Below are 21,268 nucleotides of genomic sequence, written 5' to 3' on the forward strand. Positions count from 1 at the left end.
TTATAATTAGAATTGGTATAACAAACAACAAGCCTCTTATTCCAGATTTCTCCATTCTAATTTAAACAGCTTATTAGAAAACGGAAGTACACAAACACCTTTGACAACCTTATCATCATAATACGTAATTCTTTTGCCATCCTCTACCAAATTTAAAACCTCGGCCAGCGTACCAATAAATTCAACTTTCAGATAGTTAAACTTTGAGACGAAGGTTCCCTCAGGCTGCTGAAAAACTAATTCCCGCTTGCGGCAATCAGTAACAATGTTGCGCTTATAAAATTCCTTATCCAGGTAATTGTAACTGATGCCATCATCTTCGTAATATTCAAATGTAGAAATACTATCACCGCCATATATGGTTATTTCCAATGTATCGGATGGTTGCTGCATGGTGTGCTGAATAAGGCTTTGCCTGATTATCATTTCTCCAGCTTTTGCAAATACGGGTAAATCATTCAACGGGGCATCAACAAGATGTGCTTTGCCTCCTTCATAAACATTGTTGGTAGAAACCCGATACCATTTTCCAGCAGGTAAATAGATGGAGGCATAGCTGTCTTTGCTTCGCACCGGACATACCAACAACGACTGCCCACACAAAAACTGGTTTTCGTAACCATAACCATATACGTTGCCATCGTTCATATAATCGAGGCATAAGCTACGCACTACAGGCATGCCCGTTTGCGAAGCTTTATGAAATGCCGAATATAAATACGGTAATAAACGGTATCGTTTATTTATTATGTTTCGTGCAATGGCTTCGGTCTCTTCGCCCAGCGCCCAAGGTTCACGGTCGCGGGTATTAATCATGCTATGGCATCTGAAGAAGGGTGTATAAGCTGCTATTGATAGCCAACGGGTGTATAAGTCCTTATCAGGATCATTGGCAAATCCACCAATATCAGCACCGGCAAAAGCAAATCCGCTTATACCCAGGCTCTGTATCATGCGCGCACTCATAAGCATGTGGTCATCCGATGCATCATTATCACCGGTCCATACGGCACTATATCGCTGCCCTCCTGCAAAGGTAGCACGGGTTAGAACAAATGGACGCTCATCAGGGTGCGCCTTTCGTACACCATCATAAGTCGATCTTGTCATTTGCATTCCATAAACATTGTGCGCCTGTTTCATGGTAGTGCGATGCCCATCATAATCAAACATGAGTATGTTTGGAATAGATTGTCCCCATGCCGCGGGTTCGTTCATGTCGTTCCAGAAACCACGTATACCTGCATCCGTTAAGGTTTTGCAATGAGTTCCCCACCACCCTCGGGTAGTGGCTTTGGTAAAGTCAGGAAAATGACATGCGCCAGGCCATACATCGCCAGTATATAATTTTCCCGATGGATATTTTAGAAATACATTTTGCTTTATACCATCACTGTATACGTTGTAATCCTTAGCAACTGAAATACCAGGATCAATTATTACAGCCACCCTGAAACCCATCTTGCCTAATGAGTCGGTGTACTTTTTAAAATCCGGAAATTTAGTTTCGCTAAAAGTAAAAACACGATACCTATCCATATAATCAATGTCATTATAAATGACATCGCAGGGTATTTGCTTGTCTCTAAAATTTTTGGCTACTGTATAAACTTCTTTGTCGGGATAATAACTCCACCGGCATTGCTGATACCCTAGCGACCATAAGGGAGGTATGGGCATACGGCCTGTTAAGTCTGTATAATATTCTATTATTTCGGCAATCGAATTTCCATTGATAAAATAATAAGTCATCTCCCCGCTTTCGCAACTAAAATGCATGTATTGGTGGTTTGTGGACGCGCCAAAATTGAAATTAGTACGGTAGCTGTTATCAACAAAAATTCCGTAACACTTGCCGTTGGCTATTCCAATGTAAAATGGGATGGTCTTATATAACGGATCTGCCTCGGTAGTATAGGCAAAGTCATCGGTATTCCAGTTGGTAAATGAAAGGCCACGTTTATCAATAGGGCCTGTTTTTTCTCCCAGTCCAACAAACCGCTCGGTAGGAAATAGTTTTTTAAATATAGTAATCTCATCATTCCAAAACTGTATGCCAAGTTCAGTATCATCTTCATTTAATAGTTCATCATTTCGGTTGGCAAACGAAATTCGAAACGGTGCTTTCGAAATAGAAATTTTTAATGAGTCGGTATTAAACTGAATACTAGTACCATCGACAAACCGGGGCTCAACTTGCCTTGGATTTGCAACTACCGCATAGCTAAAATATTTCTCTAACGGTTTATTGCTTATTCGCACCTGAACTATGTTTGGTGAATAGTAAGCGCATTTTACAAATGCATGGTCGGTAACTATATCCAATGCACCTGCTTTGGAAGTAGCACTTTTTACATTACCAATACCCTTATAAATATTTTGTGCTCTTGCAGCTAATCCTGCCAAGCACATAACGATAATAATTACCCTATTAATCATAACCAAAATGAAAGCCCAAACATAACTTATTATAGCATATTCACAGAACCTATTTAAATTCGGCATAAAATTTTAAAAGATCATAAATATGGCATTATAGTATTTAGAAGAAGAAATAGCTGTAAGCAAATAGCAATGATGAACCATAACGTTCCAAATAGCAATGAATGCCTCCTGTTAGGTTGTTCGTAAACTATCCATCATGATAAAAATTATGCAACATCTAATCTCAATAATCTTTTCATTTGCATAAAAAATAAATACGAATGAGAAAAACGATTATCTATCTGTTTTTATTGATAAACTTACAATGCAGCACCGTTAAAGCAAACACGAATAATATTTATAACATTATCCCTATGCCGGTTCAGCTTGAAAAAATGCCACATCATTTTGAGTTGAATAAAAATACAAGTGTCATATTAGATGCTAATGAATTTGGCTCGTTGCAAACCATAAAACAATTTACACTTATAGTTGCACCTCATTTTGGCCTTAATATACAAATTCAAAATATTGACACCGCATCTATAGCTGACAATAGCATTGTGTTTTTTCGGGATAATACGATAGAAAATAATGAAGGTTACGAATTATACATACGAAACTCAAGTGTGCTTGTAAAAGCAAAAGGCAAGCAAGGATTTTTTTATGCGATTCAAACTATTGCTCAATTGCTTCCTGCCAAAACCTATACAAGCAAAACGGCATTAGAAAAAATAAATATTCCCGGATGTGTAATAAAAGATTATCCACGCTTTGTATATCGTGGAATGCATTTGGATGTATGCAGGCATTTTTTTCCAATTGAGTTTATAAAGCGATACATTGATTTAATGGCGTTCTATAAATACAACACTTTTCACTGGCACCTTACTGATGATCAGGGTTGGCGCATAGAAATCAAGAAATATCCAAAACTAACTTCGGTGGGCTCGGTGCGTAAAGAAACCACCACCTTTGTTTCGCGCGACAAAGATTCGATTGTTATACCGGGACCTTATAGTGGCTTTTATACACAAGAACAGATAAAAGAAGTGGTGCAGTATGCGCAAATGAAAAACATCACCATTATACCTGAAATAGAAATGCCAGGTCATTCGCTTGCAGCGCTGGCTGCCTATCCAGAATATAGCTGTACAGGAGGGGAAATAGAAGTTGGAACTCGTTGGGGTGTTTTTAGCGATGTGTATTGCCCTTATGACACCACCTTTACTTTTTTGCAAGATGTACTAACTGAGGTAATGCAACTATTTCCTTCTACCTATATTCATATTGGTGGCGATGAATGTCCAAAGGAAGCGTGGAAAAACAGTGAATTCTGTCAAGTTCTAATGAAAAAAGAAAACTTAAAGGATGAAATGGAATTGCAGAGTTATTTTATTAAGCGAATCGAAAAATTCCTGAGCGCCAATAATCGCAAGTTAATAGGATGGGACGAAATTCTGGAAGGAGGACTATCGCCAAATGCCACGGTAATGAGTTGGCGTGGGGTTAGCGGTGGTATTGAAGCAGCATCGCAAGGACATGATGTGGTTATGACCCCAGGCTCACATTGCTATTTCGATCATTATCAGTATTTGCGCGACAATGAGCCTTATGCTATTGGAGGATTTACCTCGGTGGAAAAAGTATACAACTATAACCCTATACCAACTGAGCTAGAATCATCTTACCACAAGCATATACTAGGTGCACAATGTAATGTTTGGACTGAATATATAGATACATCTTCGCATGTGGAATATATGGTGTATCCGCGCGCTTGTGCCCTAAGCGAAGTACTATGGAGTATGCCTGAAAATAAAAATTACGAAAGTTTTCTGACCCGGCTTTCCGGCAACTTTACGTTGCTTGATGCGTTTGGAGTAAATTATGCTAAGCATGTATTAGGCGTTTATGGTAAAATGGAGAAAATGGCAAATCAGAAACTCTATTACGTTTTAGAAACAAAAAATAAAAACGCACAAATACGATACACAACAAACGGAAAACTAACTGCCCAATCACCATTGTATACCAAAGCTATTCCAATTTCTAATTCCTTTACTATTAATGCTGCTACTTATAAAAATGATAAAAGACTTAGCAACCTGTTTACTCAAACTTTTACTTCACATATAGCCACAGGTGCAGAGGTATTAAGCATGACGGAATGCAGTGGAAATTACAATCCCGGTGATAAAAATTTTATTGTTAATGCCATCTCAGGCAGTTCTAACTATGGCGATGGACAATGGTTTGGCTACTGGGGTAACGATTGCTCCATTTTGATTGATCTTGGCAGCGAAAAGTCCATTAATCAAATTTCGATAAACTCCATTGACAAAAAAGATTCGTGGATTCATTTGCCCGCCAAAGTTTCTTTTTCAACCGGGGTTGACACCGCAGATTTGTCTCCATACAATGAGGTTACTATCTCACCAATAACCAAAAGGATACATTCCTATAAGGCAAACAAATCAGTTAAAGCAAGGTATATAAAAGCAAGTATAACCAATTTTGGTGAAATACCTGCAGGTTTTGAGGGTGCAGGCAACAAGGCATGGCTGTTTGTAGATGAATTGATTGTGAAATAAAAAAGGCTGCCTGTAGGCAGCCTTGATATCATTAAAGAAAAAATACTATTCAATGGTCATTGTATCAGACTTATCTGAAGAACTCTCGTTCATCATTTCATCCATTACCTTTTGCATGCTATCTGCTTCTGCAATGGAATCTTGTTTACGTTGCTCATCGGATGCTTTCATTTCGTCAGCGTTAGGACCACATGCTTGAAAAATGATGGCAGCCAAAAATGCAATTGAAATAGCTTTTTTCATTAAACTGTTTAAAATTAAAATTAACCTCTGCCTTGAGTTGCCTTCTTAGTTTCTTCCTTTATTTTTTCAGGAATGGTTTTTGGCTTTGGTTTTGGAGCCACTTTATTCTTTAAAGCATACGCAACCAGAGAATCAGCAGCCATTTTAGCGGCTAATGAATCGGCAGCAGCTTTGTTTGAATTAAATGCAGCGATAGAATCTTCAATTACTTTGTTATACGAAGCAATAGAATCATCTCTCATTTTTTCGAAAGACGCAATTGAATCTTCAATGCGCTTCTTTTCTGCTGCTAACTCTTCAGCACTAGGTCCACAAGCAACTATTGACATTGTTCCTGCAATTGCCAATAAACTTAAAATTTTCTTCATTTTTTGTTTTTTCGATTTTAAAAATTAATGGGTGCAAAAGTAATACATTATTTATATATAAAAGCGAACGAAGATGAATTTTTTTTGTGAAAAATAATGTCATGAGAAAAATGGTATTATCTTTGCCCCCCGAAAAAAATATATTTATAATAAACTTAAAACAAAAAATGAAGAAAAATTTTGCATTTTTAGTGTCAGCCCTTATGTTAACGGTTGGCACAATTATTCTAACCGGTTGTGGTGAAGATGATACTACTCCTCCGGTAATTACTTTGGTTGGTGATAATCCTTTATCATTAAGCCTTGGTGATAGCTATCAGGAAGAAGGAGCTACTGCAACGGACGATAAAGATGGTGATTTGACCTCAAGTATAGTTATCACAGGTGCCGATGCAATTGATGAAGATCAGGTTGGTGCTTATAATGTTAACTATTCTGTAAGTGATGCTGCAGGTAATGTGGGTGATGCCATACGTGCAGTAAACGTAGTAAATGATGCGGAACCTTGGGCTGGAAGCTACACGGTAAAGGATACTTGCGGTGTTGATGCACTTGTTTTTAATTATGCACAAACGGTAACAACTTCTACAGTGGTTAATAACCGCGTTAAGTTTAACAAATTTGCTGACTATTCAGGTAACACTGGCATTTATGCCAACATAAGTGGTAACGCTATAGATTTACCATCTCAAACTGCTACTGCCATCGGCAGTATGGGCGAAACACATACCTTCCAAGGTTCTGGCTTTAAAACTTCTAATGGCTTTGTATTAACCTATACAGATATCAATGTATCTCAAGGTGGTGCTTCTACTACATGTGTAGCACATTACACCAAGTAATTTTTAGAAGATACCTGCTAAAAAAAAATGCTGCTTTATCGAGCAGCATTTTTTTTTACTCCATTTTTAATTTTTCTAAATATTTTTACGCCTCAAAAAAATTCAAACATGGAAAACCTTACGCAAAAGAGCCTTATGTTAATAACCATTTTATGCATAGCCATGTGTTTTGGTTGTATAAAAAAAGATACTACGGAACCCGTTATCACCATTAAAGGTGACAACCCTTACAATCAACAGTTAAATAGTGCATTCTATGACCCGGGAGCAACTGCCAGCGATAATAAAGATGGAGACCTCAGCAGCCAAATAAATACAAACTCCTCTGTTAATTTTAATGTGCGAGGAACTTATTTTGTTAACTACAGCGTAGAAGATGCGGCCGGCAATTCGAACAATGCTGCTCGTAGAGTGAATGTGGTGAACGAAGTTGAAAACCTGGAAGGCACATACAGCGTAACAGATAGTTGCAATGGCTCTTTTTATGCCAATTATCAGCAAACTATAACAGCAGATAGTTATAAAAACAAACGCATAGTGTTCAGCAAGTTTGCCAACTTTTACAATAACACGCAGATTTATGCAGATATCGTTGATGATGATATATATATTCCTAATCAATTGGCATTCAATATAGGAGTGCAACTAGAAACGCATATTTTTGAAGGTCAAGGAAAAATTACTTCAACCGGAATGATAATTAATTACAAAGAACGATTATCAAACGCACAAACATGGAATAACTGCGTTACACATCTTGTGAAGCAGTAATATGAAACTTTGGTTTTCCCGTTTATTACGTTATACACTTATCTTTTCAATTGCTGTTTTTTTCTTTCTTCTTGGTTCAAACATTTATATAATAAAATCAACACGTAATCAGCTTACAAGTAATATTGAATTAACACCGCATTTTCACACAGCCATTGTGCTTGGCACCAATCCCAACTTAAGTAATGGTTTGCCAAATCCTTATTTTACATTTCGCATGCAAGCAGCCTACACACTTTATAAAAAACAAAAAGGTGGACTTGCTAATTGTAAGTGGTGACAACAGCAGTAAGTTATACAATGAACCCGTTGCTATGCAACAAGCGTTAATAGCAGCAGGTATTCCTGACAGTGCCATATTTCTTGACTATGCCGGATTAAGAACTTTTGATTCAATGGTACGTTTAAAAGAAATTTTTGGAATTGACAGCGCTATTGTTGTTTCACAAGAATTCCACAACCAACTTGCTGTGTTTATTGCAAATAAATTATCCATGCATGTAATCGGATATAATGCTGAAGATATTTCGCATAATTCAGATTTTAATATCAACCTAAGAGAGTATCTTGCAAAATCAAAAGCACTAATTGATTTTTGGATTGGTGTTAATCCAAAATTCCGAGGAGAGCAGATTCCATTGCAACATCTAACTTGCAGAGCGAGTGCTGAATAAAAAGTTAGTTAACTTATTATCATTCATATTTGATCCTGCCTTGAGCTCATATCGCGAGAAATAAAAATTACTATCAGGAATTAGCTCTTTGGTAACCGGCCCTTGCATGAGATTAGCAACTTGCATCACCAACGTTTCTGCCTGTGCGCGATCCGAAATTTTTTCAAATGGATGGACAACTGCAGTTGCTTTATTAGTTATAGAACTAATTATATCTTCTGCTGCTAAACCGGCCTTATCGGCCGGAGAATCTTCTATTACCTGCACCACCTTATACCCAACCGGATGTGCAACAAGTTTTGCTCCATAGCATGCTTCAATCATGTTTGAAGCTGGATATTCAACTATAGTGATTTCAAAATCTGTCAAAACTTTAAGTAAGTATTCGTAATAAGAAACAGGTTTGTCAATTATTTCTTTAAAAAGATAATTTATATCCTCACCTCCCAAACTTCTGCATACATGCAAAATATCCTGATGTTTGTAACCCACGCCCTTCAATGCAAAATCATTATAGAGTATTCGCATTACATCATCAAGCGATTTGGTTGCCTTCGTGTTTTTTATAATCAATAAATCAATTAACAACGCTATTAAAGAACCTTCGTCATATATTGATGTTTTGCGCCCTGGAACACCTGCAACATATCCATCGAGCCAAGTATCATATGAGCTTTCGCGTACCGAATAATTAATTCTTCCTGGATTGAGCATGTGCTTGTTAAGGCGGTCACTTACTTCTCTAAAATATTGTTCAAGGTTAAAATAGCCGCAGCGCAGCAAAAATAAATCGCCATAATAAGTGGTGAAACCTTCATATACATATCCGGTGTCAGCAAAATTTTCTTGATCATATTTATATGGCAACATTTGCGCTGGGCGCAATGTTTTTATGTTCCAAACGTGAAACAACTCATGAGATGCCACACCAACCAGTTCATTATACAACTCAGGCAAGTGAATATTTTGTGCCGGCCCAAGAGCCAGCACGGTTGATTTGGTATGCTCCACACCATGATAAAAAGTATGTGGTAATGCCAGTAGTATAAAATGATATGCGCTTACAGGGAAATGTTGCATCACATCCAACTGTAGTTGTGTGAATAATTTGAAATCCTTGATAACCTGACTCTCGTTTAACGTATGCGTGCCCCAAGAGTGAATGTAGAAGGCAATGTTATTGCATTCATATTTCCATGTAGCAATTTGCGGAGCACAAAGAACCGGGCTGTCTACTAACTCATCATAATTATCTGCGCAATAGTTTTTTCCTTGTTGATTAAGAGAGGTGACAACTTTCCAATCAGGATTTATAGCTAATGATAGTGTAACAGGCAAATGCAAAAAACCATTTATATACATACAACAATGTATAGGGTTCACATACAAAATATCAGTACCGCTATAGCAAGCACCGGCATCCGGTTGAAAAGCAAAATATTTATAGGTTATGGTAATTGATTCTGTGTTACTGGTATCTATATACCACGAAGAGTGATCTGTCTTTTTGTATGTTATAGGTGCTCCATGAGAATTTTTAATCGACAAAGATTTTACGTTTTTTGCAAACATCCCCTTTTCATAGCGGCCTGGCCGCCAAACGGGAATGCAGATTTCCAGAGCGTCTGCATTAATTTCTTTAACATACATTTCAATATCTACAAAGTGTGTGTGAGGCTTAATAGCGCCTATTTTGTAATGTATTATCATCGTTTGATGTTCATTTTATCTAGTGCTTGCTGATAGCGTCTGGCATTGGCTTCATGTTCGCTATTGGTAATGGCAAAATTAGAGTAACCCGACAAATCTTCTTTAGCACAAAAGAAAATATAATCATGCCTGGAGTAATTAAGCACCGCATCAATGGTACTTATATCAGGAATACATATTGGCCCCGGAGGAATACCTGCATACTTATATGTATTGTAAGGCGACTCCACCAGTTTATCTGCATTGAGTACTCTGCGAATTTCGAAATTCTTTAATGCAAACTTTAGTGTTGGATCTGCTTCCAGGGGAATTCCCTTTTTTATTCGGTTAATATAAACGCCTGCTATGATGGGCTTATCAGTTGCCATGTGAGTTTCTTCCTGCACAATGGAAGCAATGGTAGTGATTTCTGAATACGATAAATTTAATTCTTCGGCCTGGCTTTTCGCTTATCATTCCAAAATGATTTATATTCACGTGCCATGCGTTTTACAAACCCTTCGGTAGTGGTATTCCAATACATCTCGTAGGTATTGGGTATAAACATCGAAATAAAATTCTGGCTATTAAATCCATATTGGGAAGCAGTAGCACTATCAGCTAAATAGCTGAAAAGCGAAGTACTATCAGCCTCTAATTGTGCTGCTATGCGTCCGGCAAGTAATTCTACTGTGCGTATATTATTAAAGGTTACCTTCAATGGTTCCTGAACGCCTGCACGCAGTAGATTAACAATTTGCTCATTGGTCATGTCCTTTTTTATTTTGTAGCATCCTGGCCTAACCTTACCAATATACTTCTTTTTATTAGCCAGCCACTTAAAAGCATCTAAGTCCTTTATTATGTTTTGCTCACTTGCAGCTCGCACTACGTCCTCAAAACTGCTGCCTGTTTTTATGTACAACATTTTTTGAGCTTCGCTAAAACCAGTGTTTTTATTATACACATAATTCATGGCAAAATAGGCAACCCCTGCACCTGCCAATAACAATGCGACTATAAAAATTCTAACAATCCACTTCATACTTCTTAACAGTAAATATTTGCGCAAAGCTAAAAATCAATTGCAAGTAAATTTATTAGCACTACTGCATTAACAATTAAATTTTTACTTTAGACAACTCAAATTACTATTGAACAATGGCTAAATTTCATATTGAAACTGCATCAGAATATGACCTTTCTTACAAAGAAAGTATAGAAAATCCCGAAAAATTTTGGGATAGTATAGCTGACAATTTCGCCTGGAGCGAAAGATGGGATAAAACACTTGAATGGAATTTTACTGAGCCGAGTGTAAAATGGTTTCTTAATGGGAAGTTGAACATTACTGAAAACTGTATTGACCGCCATCTACCTAAACACGCTGATAAAATTGCCATACACTGGGAGCCAAATGATATTAATGAAAATGGAAAATCACTCACCTATCAGCAGTTGAGCGATGAAGTGTGTCGCATGTCAAACGTTTTTAAACAACATGGTGTTGTTAAAGGTGACCGTATATGTTTGTACATGCCCATGATACCCGATCTGGCAATCGCAGTATTAGCCTGCGCCCGCATTGGTGCTGTGCACTCTATTGTGTTTGGTGGATTTTCGGCACAGTCGCTTGCCGACCGCATCAATGATGCCCAATGCAAATTGGTAGTTACCAGTGATTTTATACGCAGAGGAGCTAAGGAAATTCCTGCCAAGGCAGTAGTTGATCAGGCATTGATTAATTGCCCGGGTGTTGCAACTGTGCTTGTGGCCAAATGCAGCACAACCGAAGTAGCTATGCAAGCCAATCGCGATTTATGGTTGCATGATGTAATGCCCATGCAATCAACAGTATGTGCGCCCGAACCTATGGATAGCGAAGACCTCCTGTTTATTTTATACACCAGTGGCAGCACAGGCAAGCCCAAGGGAGTGGTTCATACCTGCGGTGGATACATGGTTTATGCAGGGTATAGTTTTAAAAATGTTTTTCAATACGCTACCAACGATGTTTACTGGTGTACTGCTGATATAGGCTGGATAACAGGGCATACCTATTTTGTTTATGGCCCTTTGCTAAATGCAGCTACCATGGTCATGTTTGAAGGTGTTCCTAATTTTCCGGATGCCGGAAGATTTTGGCATGTGATAGATAAATATAAAGTAACACAATTCTACACTGCACCTACTGCTATTCGCTCGCTAATGGCTTGTGGCGATGCGTGGGTGGCTCCATACAATTTATCTTCCTTAAAAATTCTTGGAACTGTAGGTGAACCAATTAACGAAGAAGCATGGCAATGGTATCACCAACTAATAGGTAAAGACCGTTGCCCCATAGTGGATACCTGGTGGCAAACTGAAACCGGGGGAATAATGATAACCTCCTTACCCAATATCAATGAACAAAAACCTGCGCATGCAGGTTTTCCATTACCCGGCATTCAACCTGTACTATTGGATAATGATGGAAAAGAAATTATCGGGAATAATGTTGAAGGATATCTGTGTGTAAAATTTCCGTGGCCATCCATATTGCGAAGCACATATGGTGATCATGAACGGTGCCGTCAAACCTACTTTGCAAACTATGCCGGATATTACTTTACTGGTGATGGCGCGCGCAGAGATGCGCATGGCTTGTATCGCATAATTGGCAGGGTGGATGATGTAATTAATGTATCGGGCCACCGCATAGGTACTGCCGAAGTTGAAAATGCCATTAACGAAAGTATATATATTGTAGAATCGGCTGTGGTAGGTTACCCACATGATATTAAAGGACAAGGCATTTATGCCTTTGTCATTTTGCAACAAGCCAATGTTAACCCAGACCTTATACTTAGTGATGTAAACGAGGTGGTTAGCAACATAATAGGCAAGCTTGCCAAGCCCGATAAAATACAAATTGTTAGTGGCTTACCAAAAACACGAAGTGGTAAAATTATGCGCAGAATTCTTCGCAAAATAGCCGAAGGTGATACAAGCAATCTGGGAGATACCTCTACCCTGCTTGACCCTGCCGTAGTGGAACAAATAAAAAAGGGTGCTATATAAATTGAATTCAAAAATCCCTTTCATTCTTTTCTCTGATTTTTAATTTTGCGTCCTATTCTTTGAAAAACTAATGACCGAACAATTTCGCGAAACACTTTTAATACTCATCACCACGCCCATTTATATTGTGGTTATTGGCAGTGAGATTTTATTAAGTTATTTCCAACATAAAAAAATTTTATACAATAAAAGGAACTTTCACAAACCTCTACCTGATGTTGCTTAACATGGGACTTGATATTATTACGAGAGGATCAGCCTGGCTATTCTTACCTACTTTTATGAGTTTCATTTTTTTTCGATATCCAATGTCATTCTATATTGGATTGTTTTATTAATTGTTGAAGATTTTGCCTACTACCTGCTTCATTACCTGGATCATCATTCCCGCTTTTTTTGGGCAGTACATGTTACCCACCACAGCAGTGACGAGTATAATCTTACCGTTGGTTTTCGTGCTAGTGTGTTGCAGCCTTTGTACCGTTTTATCTTTTTATTCCCCTTGCACTAGTGGGCTTTCAGCCACTCGATATTTTTTTATTTATGCAGCTACACAAATTTATGGCATATTAGTACACACACAGCTTATTGGAAAACTAGGATGGTTGGAATACGTGTTTTGTACACCAAGCAATCACCGGGTGCATCATGCAAGCAATGTTCAATATCTTGACAAAAATATGGGTATGGTATTTATAATTTGGGACAGGCTGTTTGGAACCTACAAAGACGAAGAAACCAATAAACCCATAGAATATGGTCTTACTAAAAAAGTAGAACATCAAAATGCTCTTACGCTAATTTTTCATGAGTGGATACAAATAGCAAAAGATGTGATGCAAAAAGGGATGACGTTGAAAGATAAGCTAGGTTATCTTTTTGCTGCCCCGGGCTGGAGCCATGATGGCAGTAGCAAAACATCCAAACAATTGCAAAGGGACTATTACTATCAGCTGCAAGAGGAAAGAAAAAAGTAAGATGTTCAACATTCGGGTATATGGTCTACTTATTAACGAGCAAAACGAAATCATGTTGGTACAAGAATCCTACGCAGGGCGCAGGTTTACCAAATTCCCTGGTGGAGGTCTTGAATTTGGCGAAGGTACCATTGAGTGTGTGGTTAGAGAATTTAAAGAGGAATTTGGAATTGCTATAAGCGTAAAATCACATTTTTATACAACTGATTTTTTTCAACCAAGTGCTTTCGATGCCCAACAACAGATAATCAGCATTTACTATTTATTACAACCAATGGCACAACCCTGTCCTACTGCTGCTTTGGTAGATGATGTGCAGATTCAATGGAAAAGTCTGCGTTTGCTGAATACGAATGATGTTACTTTTCCTATTGACAAAGAGGTGGTTAAGCTACTCATACAATAAACTAAGCCCCGCCAAAAAGCTAATTCATTGTTAAAACAACTTCGGCCTGCACTTATTGCTGAATCATGACACTTATCAATCCAAATTTAGCATTCATAAATTGCTATCTTATGACTGAAAGATAACGCTGCATCTTTACATCACTAAATCAGGAATAGTAAATAGCAAATTTAAAAACCATCACACTATGAAAAAGCTAAAATCAATCTCCTTCGTTTCACTAGTAGCAATCATCATTCTATGCACAACTCTTGCACTAGCGATGTTTAATATGAATGCTTCTACCTCTGCCGAGGAATCGCAACTGCCAGTACGAGCCATAATCCTGGCGGCAATTAATGTGGTCTTCTTTTTAATAGTAAGCGGCACATCACTTAGTTTTAAGAAAAGCTAATCATCATTTATTTGTTTTCTATATACATGCAGGTATTTTTATAACAGAAAATGCCTGCATTCCTTTTTAGTTAAGAACTCACAGTCATTTGCCCCGTTTTACCATATTTGCGCTCTTATAAAAATGAATGGGCAATCTTGCAAAAAAATTCTGACAACTTTTTACAAACCTATTGTAAAGTGGTATTTGCAAAAGCCCCGGCTTTACACCTATCGTGGCTTAGAAATAATCGTGCGTCCCGGTGTTTTTCATCCGGGTTTTTTTTATTCAACCAAATTACTTTTAAAACATTTGGAAGGCCTCGACCTTTTTCAAAAAAGAATTTTGGAGTTAGGTTGTGGCAGTGGGTTAATTTCGTGTGTGCTAGCTAAAAAAGGTGGCATTGTAACCGCGACCGACATTAGCAAAACTGCGTTAGCCAATACCATTGAAAATGCGCAACGCAATCATGTTGTTATTGAAGCAAAATATAGCGACTTGTTTAGCAACATAGGCAATCAGGAATTTGACTTCATAGTCATTAATCCTCCTTACTACAAAGGGAACCAAACCACTGATGAAAGCTTTGCATGGTATGCGGGAATGCTTCTTGAATATTTTCAGCAACTTTTTGTTCAGCTTAAGGTCAACCTTAAGCATTCACAATGTATAATGATACTGAACGATGCTTGTGACTTAAACTTTATTGCTGCTCAAGCTAAACGTAACGGGTTAAATCTTAACCTGCTTAAAGTGCATAAATTGACTACTGAAGAAAATTATATTTACTCGATACAGTATGCGTAACGAAAGAGGGGCACCTGTCAGTGCCCCTTGCTTTCAAAAAAACTACCCCTAAAACAAATCTTTAATTTTTATTAAGCTACCTTAATCTCAGTTGCAGGCTTTGGTTTTGCTGCTTCCACCTTGGGCAAACTGATTGTTAACAAGCCATTCTCATAAGAAGCTGTTATGTCATTTTGTGTTACTTGCTCAGGCAAATTGAAACTGCGCTTGAATGAGTTATAAACAAACTCCTTACGCGAATACGAAGTTCCCTTCTGCTCTGATTCCCTTTTTACCTCTGCACTGATGCTTAGTACATTGTTGTCAACATTGATTTTAAAATCTTCCTTTTTTAAGCCGGGTGCTGCCAATTCAATTCTGAATCCATTATCCGTTTCAGAAATGTTGACTGCCGGAACCGTGTTGCGTGCATAATTTGTAGAGATGAAATCTTCCATTAAGTCATTGAAGAATCCGTTAAAATACGGTACACGATCTAATGCGTTGGCTACTGCCTTTTGGTTTAATTTTACTAGTGTCATTTTGTTTTTATTTTTTATTAATTGTTTAACTTTTGAATGCAACAGGATATTTTTTAAACTTAATCTGCTTTCTCCTGCAATAATACCTGGCATGCATCAAAACCTATTCCAGCAGGTTTTTAGTGACAAATTTTACATTCGTAATAAATATTCAGGACATTTTTTCTGCTTTGGGTGAAATTAAAATGTCAAATTTTCAGCAAAACATATATAGTAATGGTTAACCATTACAGTTTTCGAAGAATTTGAAAAAAAGGGAAGAAAAAAATTACAAGTTGCAGCAATAAAACAAGGAGCTACTCCTTGTTTTTAGAATCTATTAGAATGGTAACCGGGCCGTCATTTATCAGCATTACTTTCATATTGGCACCGAACTTACCGGTAGCAATTTTTGCACGGTGGCTAGCAGCAAGTGCATTAACAAACTGCTCATACAGCGGTATTGCAATCTCAGGGCGGGCAGCCTTAATGTAGCTTGGGCGATTTCCTTTTTTGGTTAAAGCATGCAAGGTAAACTGACTTATTACCAATATTTCACCTTGAATATCGGCTACCGAAAGATTCATTACTCCAGCCTCATCATTGAATATTCTTAGACGGATAATTTTTCCGCAAAGCCACTCGATGTCTTCCATCGTGTCAGCCTCCTCAATGCCAATAAGAATTAGCAGGCCCATACCAATATTCGCATGTAACCTTTCTTCTATGGTAACCGAAGCCTGTGACACCCGTTGCAATACACAGCGCATAAACTTATGATTTACGTACTTCTATACGTAGTTTCTTTTCAAATGTTTCCATCAGCTTATTCATGGTTTTCTCAATGTCCTGATCGCGCATGGTTTTTTTCTACATCGGCCAAAAAGAAACTCATTGCATACGATTTTTTGCCTTCCGGAATTTTGTCGCCTTTGTATACATCGAATAAATTTACTCGCTTGAGGAATGTTCGTTCTGTTTCGAAAGCCAGTTGTTGTATCTGCCCATAGGTAACACCTGTGTCAAGTATCATGCTCAGGTCGCGTCTTACTTCCGGAAATCTTGGTATTGGCGCAATTCTGAAATCTTCGCTTACTTGTATACTATTAAGTGCATCAAGATTAATTTGCAGGTAATACGTATCCGCCACCAAATCAAACTTCTTTGCAATCGCCTTGTTTACTTTACCTCCAAAGGCTATTGTGGTTTCGCTTTTAGTTTTCCTATCCTTCAGAATATAAGCAATGCCATCTCCGGTAAGGTAGTCACCTTTATACTCTGTTTCCTTATAACTTGATACTTTGTAAATGTTGAAAATATTCTCGGCCAGGGCCTTCAAATAAAATAAATCGTGATTGATGTAATGTCCTTTGCGATTTTCTGGAATACGGTTGCCCGTGCACAAGATGCCTAGCACTGACGATTCGGAATATTGCTTTTCAGATTTACGATAGGTATAACCAAATTCAAATAATTTAAGGTCACCTTGCTGCCGGTTGGTGTTATATTGTGCACACTCAAGCAATGAAAATATAATTTCGGCACGTAAGGTATTGAGTTCGCTACTTAGGGGATTTATCAACTTAACGGTATCCGTATACGTTTCGAAATAAGATTCCTTGCTAAGCGAATTACTAAGTGTTTCATTAAATCCTGAAGATGCCAACACTTGTGCAGTTGCTATCGCATTTACATATGGCGACTGTCTATTGCCACTATCCAATGCAAACGAAAACTGCTTAGGCAAAGGAATGGCATTGTAACCTGTTATCCGCAGCACTTCTTCAATAACATCAATCTCCCTACGCACATCCACTTTATAAGCCGGTATCGAAATTTTTAAGCTTTCGTGATAATCATCAATAATGCTAATGCCTAACCCTATGAGAATATTCTTTACAGTGGTATTCTCAATTTTATAGCCGGCCATTTTTTCAAGTTGGGCAAATGAAAAATGCATAACCACAGGCTCAACCGGTGTGGGATAGATATCAATAATATCGCTGCTGATATTGCCTCCGGCAATATCCTTTATCATCATTGCAGCGCGCTGTAATGCATATAAGGTAATTTCAGGGTCGGTACCACGCTCAAATCGAAACGATGCATCTGTTTTTAAGCCATGCGTTTTTGCTCCTTTGCGTATGGTAACCGGATTAAAACAAGCTGACTCCAAAAATATAGAAGTAGTGCTTTCAGAAACTCCCGAGTTGATGCCGCCAAAAATTCCTGCAATACACATAGGCTCAGTTTGATTGCAAATCATAAGCTCGTTTCCGGATAATGTTCGCTCAATACCATCAAGTGTGATGAATTTGGTTGGTGTATTTAATCGTTTAACTATAACCTTGTTGCCTTTGATGGCCGCAGCATCAAATGCATGTAGCGGTTGACCTACTTCGTGAAGAATATAGTTAGTAACATCAACTATATTATTAATACTCTTTACACCTATACTTTGCAAAGTTTGCTGTAGCCATGCCGGAGATGTCCCTATTTTTACATTCGAAATAGAAATGCCACTATACCTAAGGCAATCATCTGTATGAACAACTTCAACCTCAATAGGCAAGCTACGATCATCAGGAAAAAAATTAATTACTTCAGGCAATTTTACCTTTGCTTGTGAAGAATTAGATAGCAATGCCTGAATATCGCGAGCCACACCATAATGCGAAGCTGCATCTGCCCTATTGGGTGTTAATCCGATTTCGAATATCACATCAGTTTCAACCTTAAAATAATCTGCCGCGTTCATGCCCGGAGCAATTGCTTCATCAATAACAATAATACCCTGATGTGAAGTTCCTAAACCGATTTCATCTTCTGCACAAATCATCCCCTCACTTACTTCGCCCCTTATCTTTGATTTTTTAATTACAAATGGCTCTCCTGTGCTTGGGTATAAGGTGGCACCTTCGGTGGCCACCACTACTGTTTGTCCTGCGGCCACATTGGGTGCACCACATACAATTTTCAAAATTTTATCGCCCACGTTTACTGCAGTCAAACTTAGCTTATCTGCATTCGGATGTTTTTCGCATGTCTCTACTCTGCCAATTACCAATCCTGCTAGTCCTCCTTTTATCGACTCGTGCGTTTCCATACTCTCTACCTCTAGCCCGCACTCAGTTAGCATTTTAGAAATTGACGCTGCACTACACCCACTATCTATTAATTTACTCAGCCATTTATATGAAATTTTCATACCTCGTTTTTTGAAAATATTGGCAAATGTAATCATTCAATTATTTATTCATTCCTGCTAATTCAACGAATAAAAAACAGGTCATATAAATGAAAGCGCAATCAGGTTAACTATTTCATTTTAGGTGCAGGGCGAATGATTGAAAAAAACAGTCTGCATCATTTTAGTCAACCTTACAACCAGAATTCAGCAATCGGAAATTTTCTAACTACTGGAATAGCCCTTCGAAAAATTGACATTAGCGAAGTTTTAGCCCGTCCGCTAATAAAAAAAAAAGAACTGTAACTTTCAAATAACGTAAAGCGTATTACATTTACGAATTGAACAAAACCACCTGATGACCACCGTTGACTATAATCGATGCGTTGATATGTATTCGGATAATGTGTATCGCTTTATCTTGCATACCATACGAGATAAAGAGGATGCGCAAGATATAGTACAGGACACGTATGAAAAACTCTGGATTAACAAGGATAATGTTAACCCGGAAAAGGTGAAATCCTACATTTTCACTACTGCTTACCATACAATGATAAACAAGATTAGGAGAAATAAATTTAAGGCAAGTTTTGAAGAGGTTGATTTTAATAAGCATAGCACTTCAAAACAATACAGTGATTTGAAAGAGGTATTGCAGGAAGGCCTTAAGCGACTGCCCGAAATACAGCGCACCGTTATAATGCTGCGCGATTATGAAGGGTATGATTACAAAGAAATTGGCAGTATTACCAACTTGAGCGAATCGCAAGTAAAAGTTTACATATTTCGAGGAAGGCAAACGCTGAAAGAATTTATTGGCAGTATGCAAAATGTGGTTTAAGAAAGCAGACAATAAAAACAGTGGATTACATAAACATAGAAAATTACGAAGCATGGATGCTAGACTATGCTGAAGGCACTTTAAACGAGGTGCAGTGTAATTCGTTGTTTGCCTTTTTGAATGAGCACCCACATTTAAAATCCTTACTACCGCAAAGCGGGATTACAAAGCTTAATCCCGAAAAAGTATCGTTTAACAAAAAAGCATTATTACGAAAATCTGAAGATGCAGAAGAAAATAAATCCTCAGTTGGTGAAGTTAATGAGCCCCGACTTATTTCTGTTAATGAAGAATTTGAAAGCAAAGAAAATCTTTACCATCTGGATATTAATGAACACAATATTGAAGAGTTTATTATTGCTTCTATAGAAAACATGCTGAATGGTGCAGAAAAAAATGCGCTTAGTAAATTTTTATATGAGCATCCCGAATATGAACCTATGCAGCGGTTGTATGCTTCAACCGTGCTGCCTTCGAACCACGAAGTATTTCAAAATAAAGATTTGTTATGTAAGACGCTTGCCACTGAAAAAACGATTGACGAATTGTTGATTCAGGAAATTGAAGGAACCCTATCGGAAAGTGATCGGATTTTATTGAATGAAAGTATTCTACAAAATCCCTCTTATGACGAACAAAAAAAAAATTATGCCTTAACAAAACTTGCTCCTACCAACGAAGTTTTCCCAAACAAAGAAAAGCTAAAACGGAGAATAACTTTATTCCCCGTAACTTTTATTCGCTATGCTGCTGCTGCATGTGTATTTCTGGCTTTGGGTTTATATTATTTTAATACAGAAAAAACCACACCAATTGCAAATAAGACTATTCAAGAAAAAAATAACAATACTTCGACTGAAAGCAATTCGTTGGCAAATTCAAATTTAGTTAACAGTAGCCATATACCATCTACCGCTAATGAAATAGAATTAAAAAAATCAGAGGATAAGGTTGCAGATAAACACGAAACAGGTGTGAAGGAGCCACGGATTAGAAAGCAAAAACAAACGCCTTCGAATTTGGCAGTAGAATTGCCTGAAGATAACAAAGAGGATACTTTGAAGGTTGAGCTCCCTGCAACTGCTGTGCAATTGGCAGACAAGCTTATTGCTTTAGATAGTATCGAAACTGCTGATGCTGTAAACGCGACTAATGCAGATACCCAACTACCTTATATTTCTTATTCAAATCAAACCAATTTTGAAAATTACGAATTGCTTACCCCTAGGAGCTATTTACAGAAAATAGTGAATGATAATACATCTGCTGCCATGGGTGCCGATAATGATATTGCTTTTGAAGCAATGCCTGCCAAACAAAAGATGTATGGATGGTTTGCCTGGGCCTTACGTAAAATTTCGGGCAATCGCCTAGATCTGAAAACCGAATTTTATGCAGAAAATTCCCTTGCCCGATTAGAAGTGGAGGGTACCAAAATAAAGATCATTAAGTAGGCTAATCTCTTGCCCCCTTTCAGTTTAGATTTATACTAATATTAGCTTATTGCTT

General features: G+C 37.8%; 20 protein-coding genes and 2 pseudogenes. 13 read left to right on the forward strand and 9 right to left on the reverse strand.

The features are described from left to right. Positions 1–36: 36 nt before the first annotated feature. Positions 37–2,439, reverse strand: a complete 2,403-nt coding sequence (locus IPO27_12150) for a DUF4968 domain-containing protein (GenBank protein ID MBK8847243.1) — start codon at positions 2,437–2,439, stop codon at positions 37–39. Positions 2,440–2,705: 266 nt separating this feature from the next. On the opposite strand from IPO27_12150, the gene IPO27_12155 reads away from it, so the two are divergent. Next, a complete protein-coding gene (locus IPO27_12155) occupies positions 2,706–5,018 on the forward strand; it encodes a family 20 glycosylhydrolase (GenBank protein ID MBK8847244.1) in 2,313 nt (770 codons plus the stop codon). A gap of 45 nt (positions 5,019–5,063) precedes the next feature. Here IPO27_12155 and IPO27_12160 read toward each other — a convergent pair whose 3' ends face one another. Further along, positions 5,064–5,261 (reverse strand): hypothetical protein, encoded by a 198-nt coding sequence (locus IPO27_12160; protein ID MBK8847245.1) that lies wholly within the window; start codon positions 5,259–5,261, stop codon positions 5,064–5,066. 20 nt (positions 5,262–5,281) lie between these two features. After that, the gene (locus IPO27_12165) at positions 5,282–5,629 is read right to left on the reverse strand and encodes a hypothetical protein (protein ID MBK8847246.1); all 348 of its coding nucleotides are present in this window, start codon (positions 5,627–5,629) and stop codon (positions 5,282–5,284) included. Positions 5,630–5,796: 167 nt separating this feature from the next. Between IPO27_12165 and IPO27_12170 the strand changes: the two genes are divergently transcribed. The 4 genes from IPO27_12170 (at position 5,797) to IPO27_12185 (ending at position 7,916) form a co-directional block, all read left to right on the forward strand. After that, entirely contained in the window at positions 5,797–6,471 is a 675-nt protein-coding gene (locus IPO27_12170) for a DUF5011 domain-containing protein (protein MBK8847247.1), read from the forward strand. A 108-nt stretch (positions 6,472–6,579) separates the two neighbouring features. After that, on the forward strand, positions 6,580–7,242 hold the full coding sequence (locus tag IPO27_12175) for a DUF5011 domain-containing protein (GenBank protein MBK8847248.1): 663 nt from the start codon (positions 6,580–6,582) through the stop codon (positions 7,240–7,242). Between the two features lies 1 nt (position 7,243). Further along, the gene (locus IPO27_12180; protein MBK8847249.1) at positions 7,244–7,522 is read left to right on the forward strand and encodes a hypothetical protein; all 279 of its coding nucleotides are present in this window, start codon (positions 7,244–7,246) and stop codon (positions 7,520–7,522) included. Then, a complete protein-coding gene (locus IPO27_12185) occupies positions 7,497–7,916 on the forward strand; it encodes a YdcF family protein (protein MBK8847250.1) in 420 nt (139 codons plus the stop codon). Before IPO27_12180 ends, IPO27_12185 begins: the two co-directional genes overlap by 26 nt. Here IPO27_12185 and IPO27_12190 read toward each other — a convergent pair. From IPO27_12190 to IPO27_12200, 3 genes are read right to left on the reverse strand one after another with little or no spacing between them, the layout of a single operon-like run. Further along, entirely contained in the window at positions 7,890–9,626 is a 1,737-nt protein-coding gene (locus tag IPO27_12190; GenBank protein MBK8847251.1) for a M61 family metallopeptidase, read from the reverse strand. The genes IPO27_12185 and IPO27_12190 overlap by 27 nt on opposite strands. Then, complete coding sequence (mltG, locus tag IPO27_12195) at positions 9,623–10,033, reverse strand: endolytic transglycosylase MltG (protein MBK8847252.1); 411 nt, start codon at positions 10,031–10,033, stop codon at positions 9,623–9,625. The genes IPO27_12190 and mltG overlap by 4 nt, the downstream gene beginning before the upstream one ends. A gap of 17 nt (positions 10,034–10,050) precedes the next feature. Next, complete coding sequence (locus IPO27_12200; GenBank protein ID MBK8847253.1) at positions 10,051–10,650, reverse strand: endolytic transglycosylase MltG; 600 nt, start codon at positions 10,648–10,650, stop codon at positions 10,051–10,053. Positions 10,651–10,766: 116 nt separating this feature from the next. Between IPO27_12200 and acs the strand changes: the two genes are divergently transcribed. From acs to IPO27_12225, 5 genes and pseudogenes are all read left to right on the forward strand, one after another. Further along, positions 10,767–12,665, forward strand: coding sequence for an acetate--CoA ligase (acs, locus tag IPO27_12205; GenBank protein MBK8847254.1), 1,899 nt, complete (start codon positions 10,767–10,769; stop codon positions 12,663–12,665). Positions 12,666–12,735: 70 nt separating this feature from the next. Further along, positions 12,736–13,642, forward strand: a pseudogene (locus IPO27_12210) (sterol desaturase family protein). A 1-nt stretch (position 13,643) separates the two neighbouring features. Further along, positions 13,644–14,048 (forward strand): NUDIX hydrolase, encoded by a 405-nt coding sequence (locus tag IPO27_12215; GenBank protein MBK8847255.1) that lies wholly within the window; start codon positions 13,644–13,646, stop codon positions 14,046–14,048. A 187-nt stretch (positions 14,049–14,235) separates the two neighbouring features. Continuing rightward, positions 14,236–14,442 (forward strand): hypothetical protein, encoded by a 207-nt coding sequence (locus IPO27_12220; GenBank protein ID MBK8847256.1) that lies wholly within the window; start codon positions 14,236–14,238, stop codon positions 14,440–14,442. 123 nt (positions 14,443–14,565) lie between these two features. Beyond that, positions 14,566–15,228: a methyltransferase gene (locus IPO27_12225; GenBank protein MBK8847257.1), complete on the forward strand. Its 663-nt coding sequence runs from the start codon at positions 14,566–14,568 to the stop codon at positions 15,226–15,228. Between the two features lie 71 nt (positions 15,229–15,299). Here IPO27_12225 and IPO27_12230 read toward each other — a convergent pair whose 3' ends face one another. The 3 genes and pseudogenes from IPO27_12230 to IPO27_12240 form a co-directional block, all read right to left on the reverse strand. Beyond that, complete coding sequence (locus tag IPO27_12230) at positions 15,300–15,749, reverse strand: Hsp20/alpha crystallin family protein (protein ID MBK8847258.1); 450 nt, start codon at positions 15,747–15,749, stop codon at positions 15,300–15,302. 296 nt (positions 15,750–16,045) lie between these two features. Beyond that, positions 16,046–16,498, reverse strand: a complete 453-nt coding sequence (locus IPO27_12235; GenBank protein ID MBK8847259.1) for a D-tyrosyl-tRNA(Tyr) deacylase — start codon at positions 16,496–16,498, stop codon at positions 16,046–16,048. A 4-nt stretch (positions 16,499–16,502) separates the two neighbouring features. Beyond that, positions 16,503–18,936, reverse strand: a pseudogene (locus IPO27_12240) (phenylalanine--tRNA ligase subunit beta). A 135-nt stretch (positions 18,937–19,071) separates the two neighbouring features. On the opposite strand from IPO27_12240, the gene IPO27_12245 reads away from it, so the two are divergent. Genes IPO27_12245 through IPO27_12255 form a run of 3 tightly spaced genes read left to right on the forward strand, consistent with a single transcriptional unit; the run spans position 19,072 to position 21,213 of the window. Continuing rightward, on the forward strand, positions 19,072–19,221 hold the full coding sequence (locus IPO27_12245) for a hypothetical protein (GenBank protein MBK8847260.1): 150 nt from the start codon (positions 19,072–19,074) through the stop codon (positions 19,219–19,221). Positions 19,222–19,273: 52 nt separating this feature from the next. Then, positions 19,274–19,759 (forward strand): RNA polymerase sigma factor, encoded by a 486-nt coding sequence (locus IPO27_12250; GenBank protein ID MBK8847261.1) that lies wholly within the window; start codon positions 19,274–19,276, stop codon positions 19,757–19,759. 20 nt (positions 19,760–19,779) lie between these two features. Next, positions 19,780–21,213 carry a hypothetical protein gene (locus tag IPO27_12255; protein ID MBK8847262.1) on the forward strand — a complete coding sequence of 478 codons (1,434 nt, stop codon included), beginning with the start codon at positions 19,780–19,782 and terminating at the stop codon, positions 21,211–21,213. Positions 21,214–21,268 lie beyond the last annotated feature (55 nt).

The sequence above is a fragment of the Bacteroidota bacterium genome (genome assembly GCA_016714535.1).
Lineage (GTDB): Bacteria > Bacteroidota > Bacteroidia > AKYH767-A > OLB10 > JADKFV01.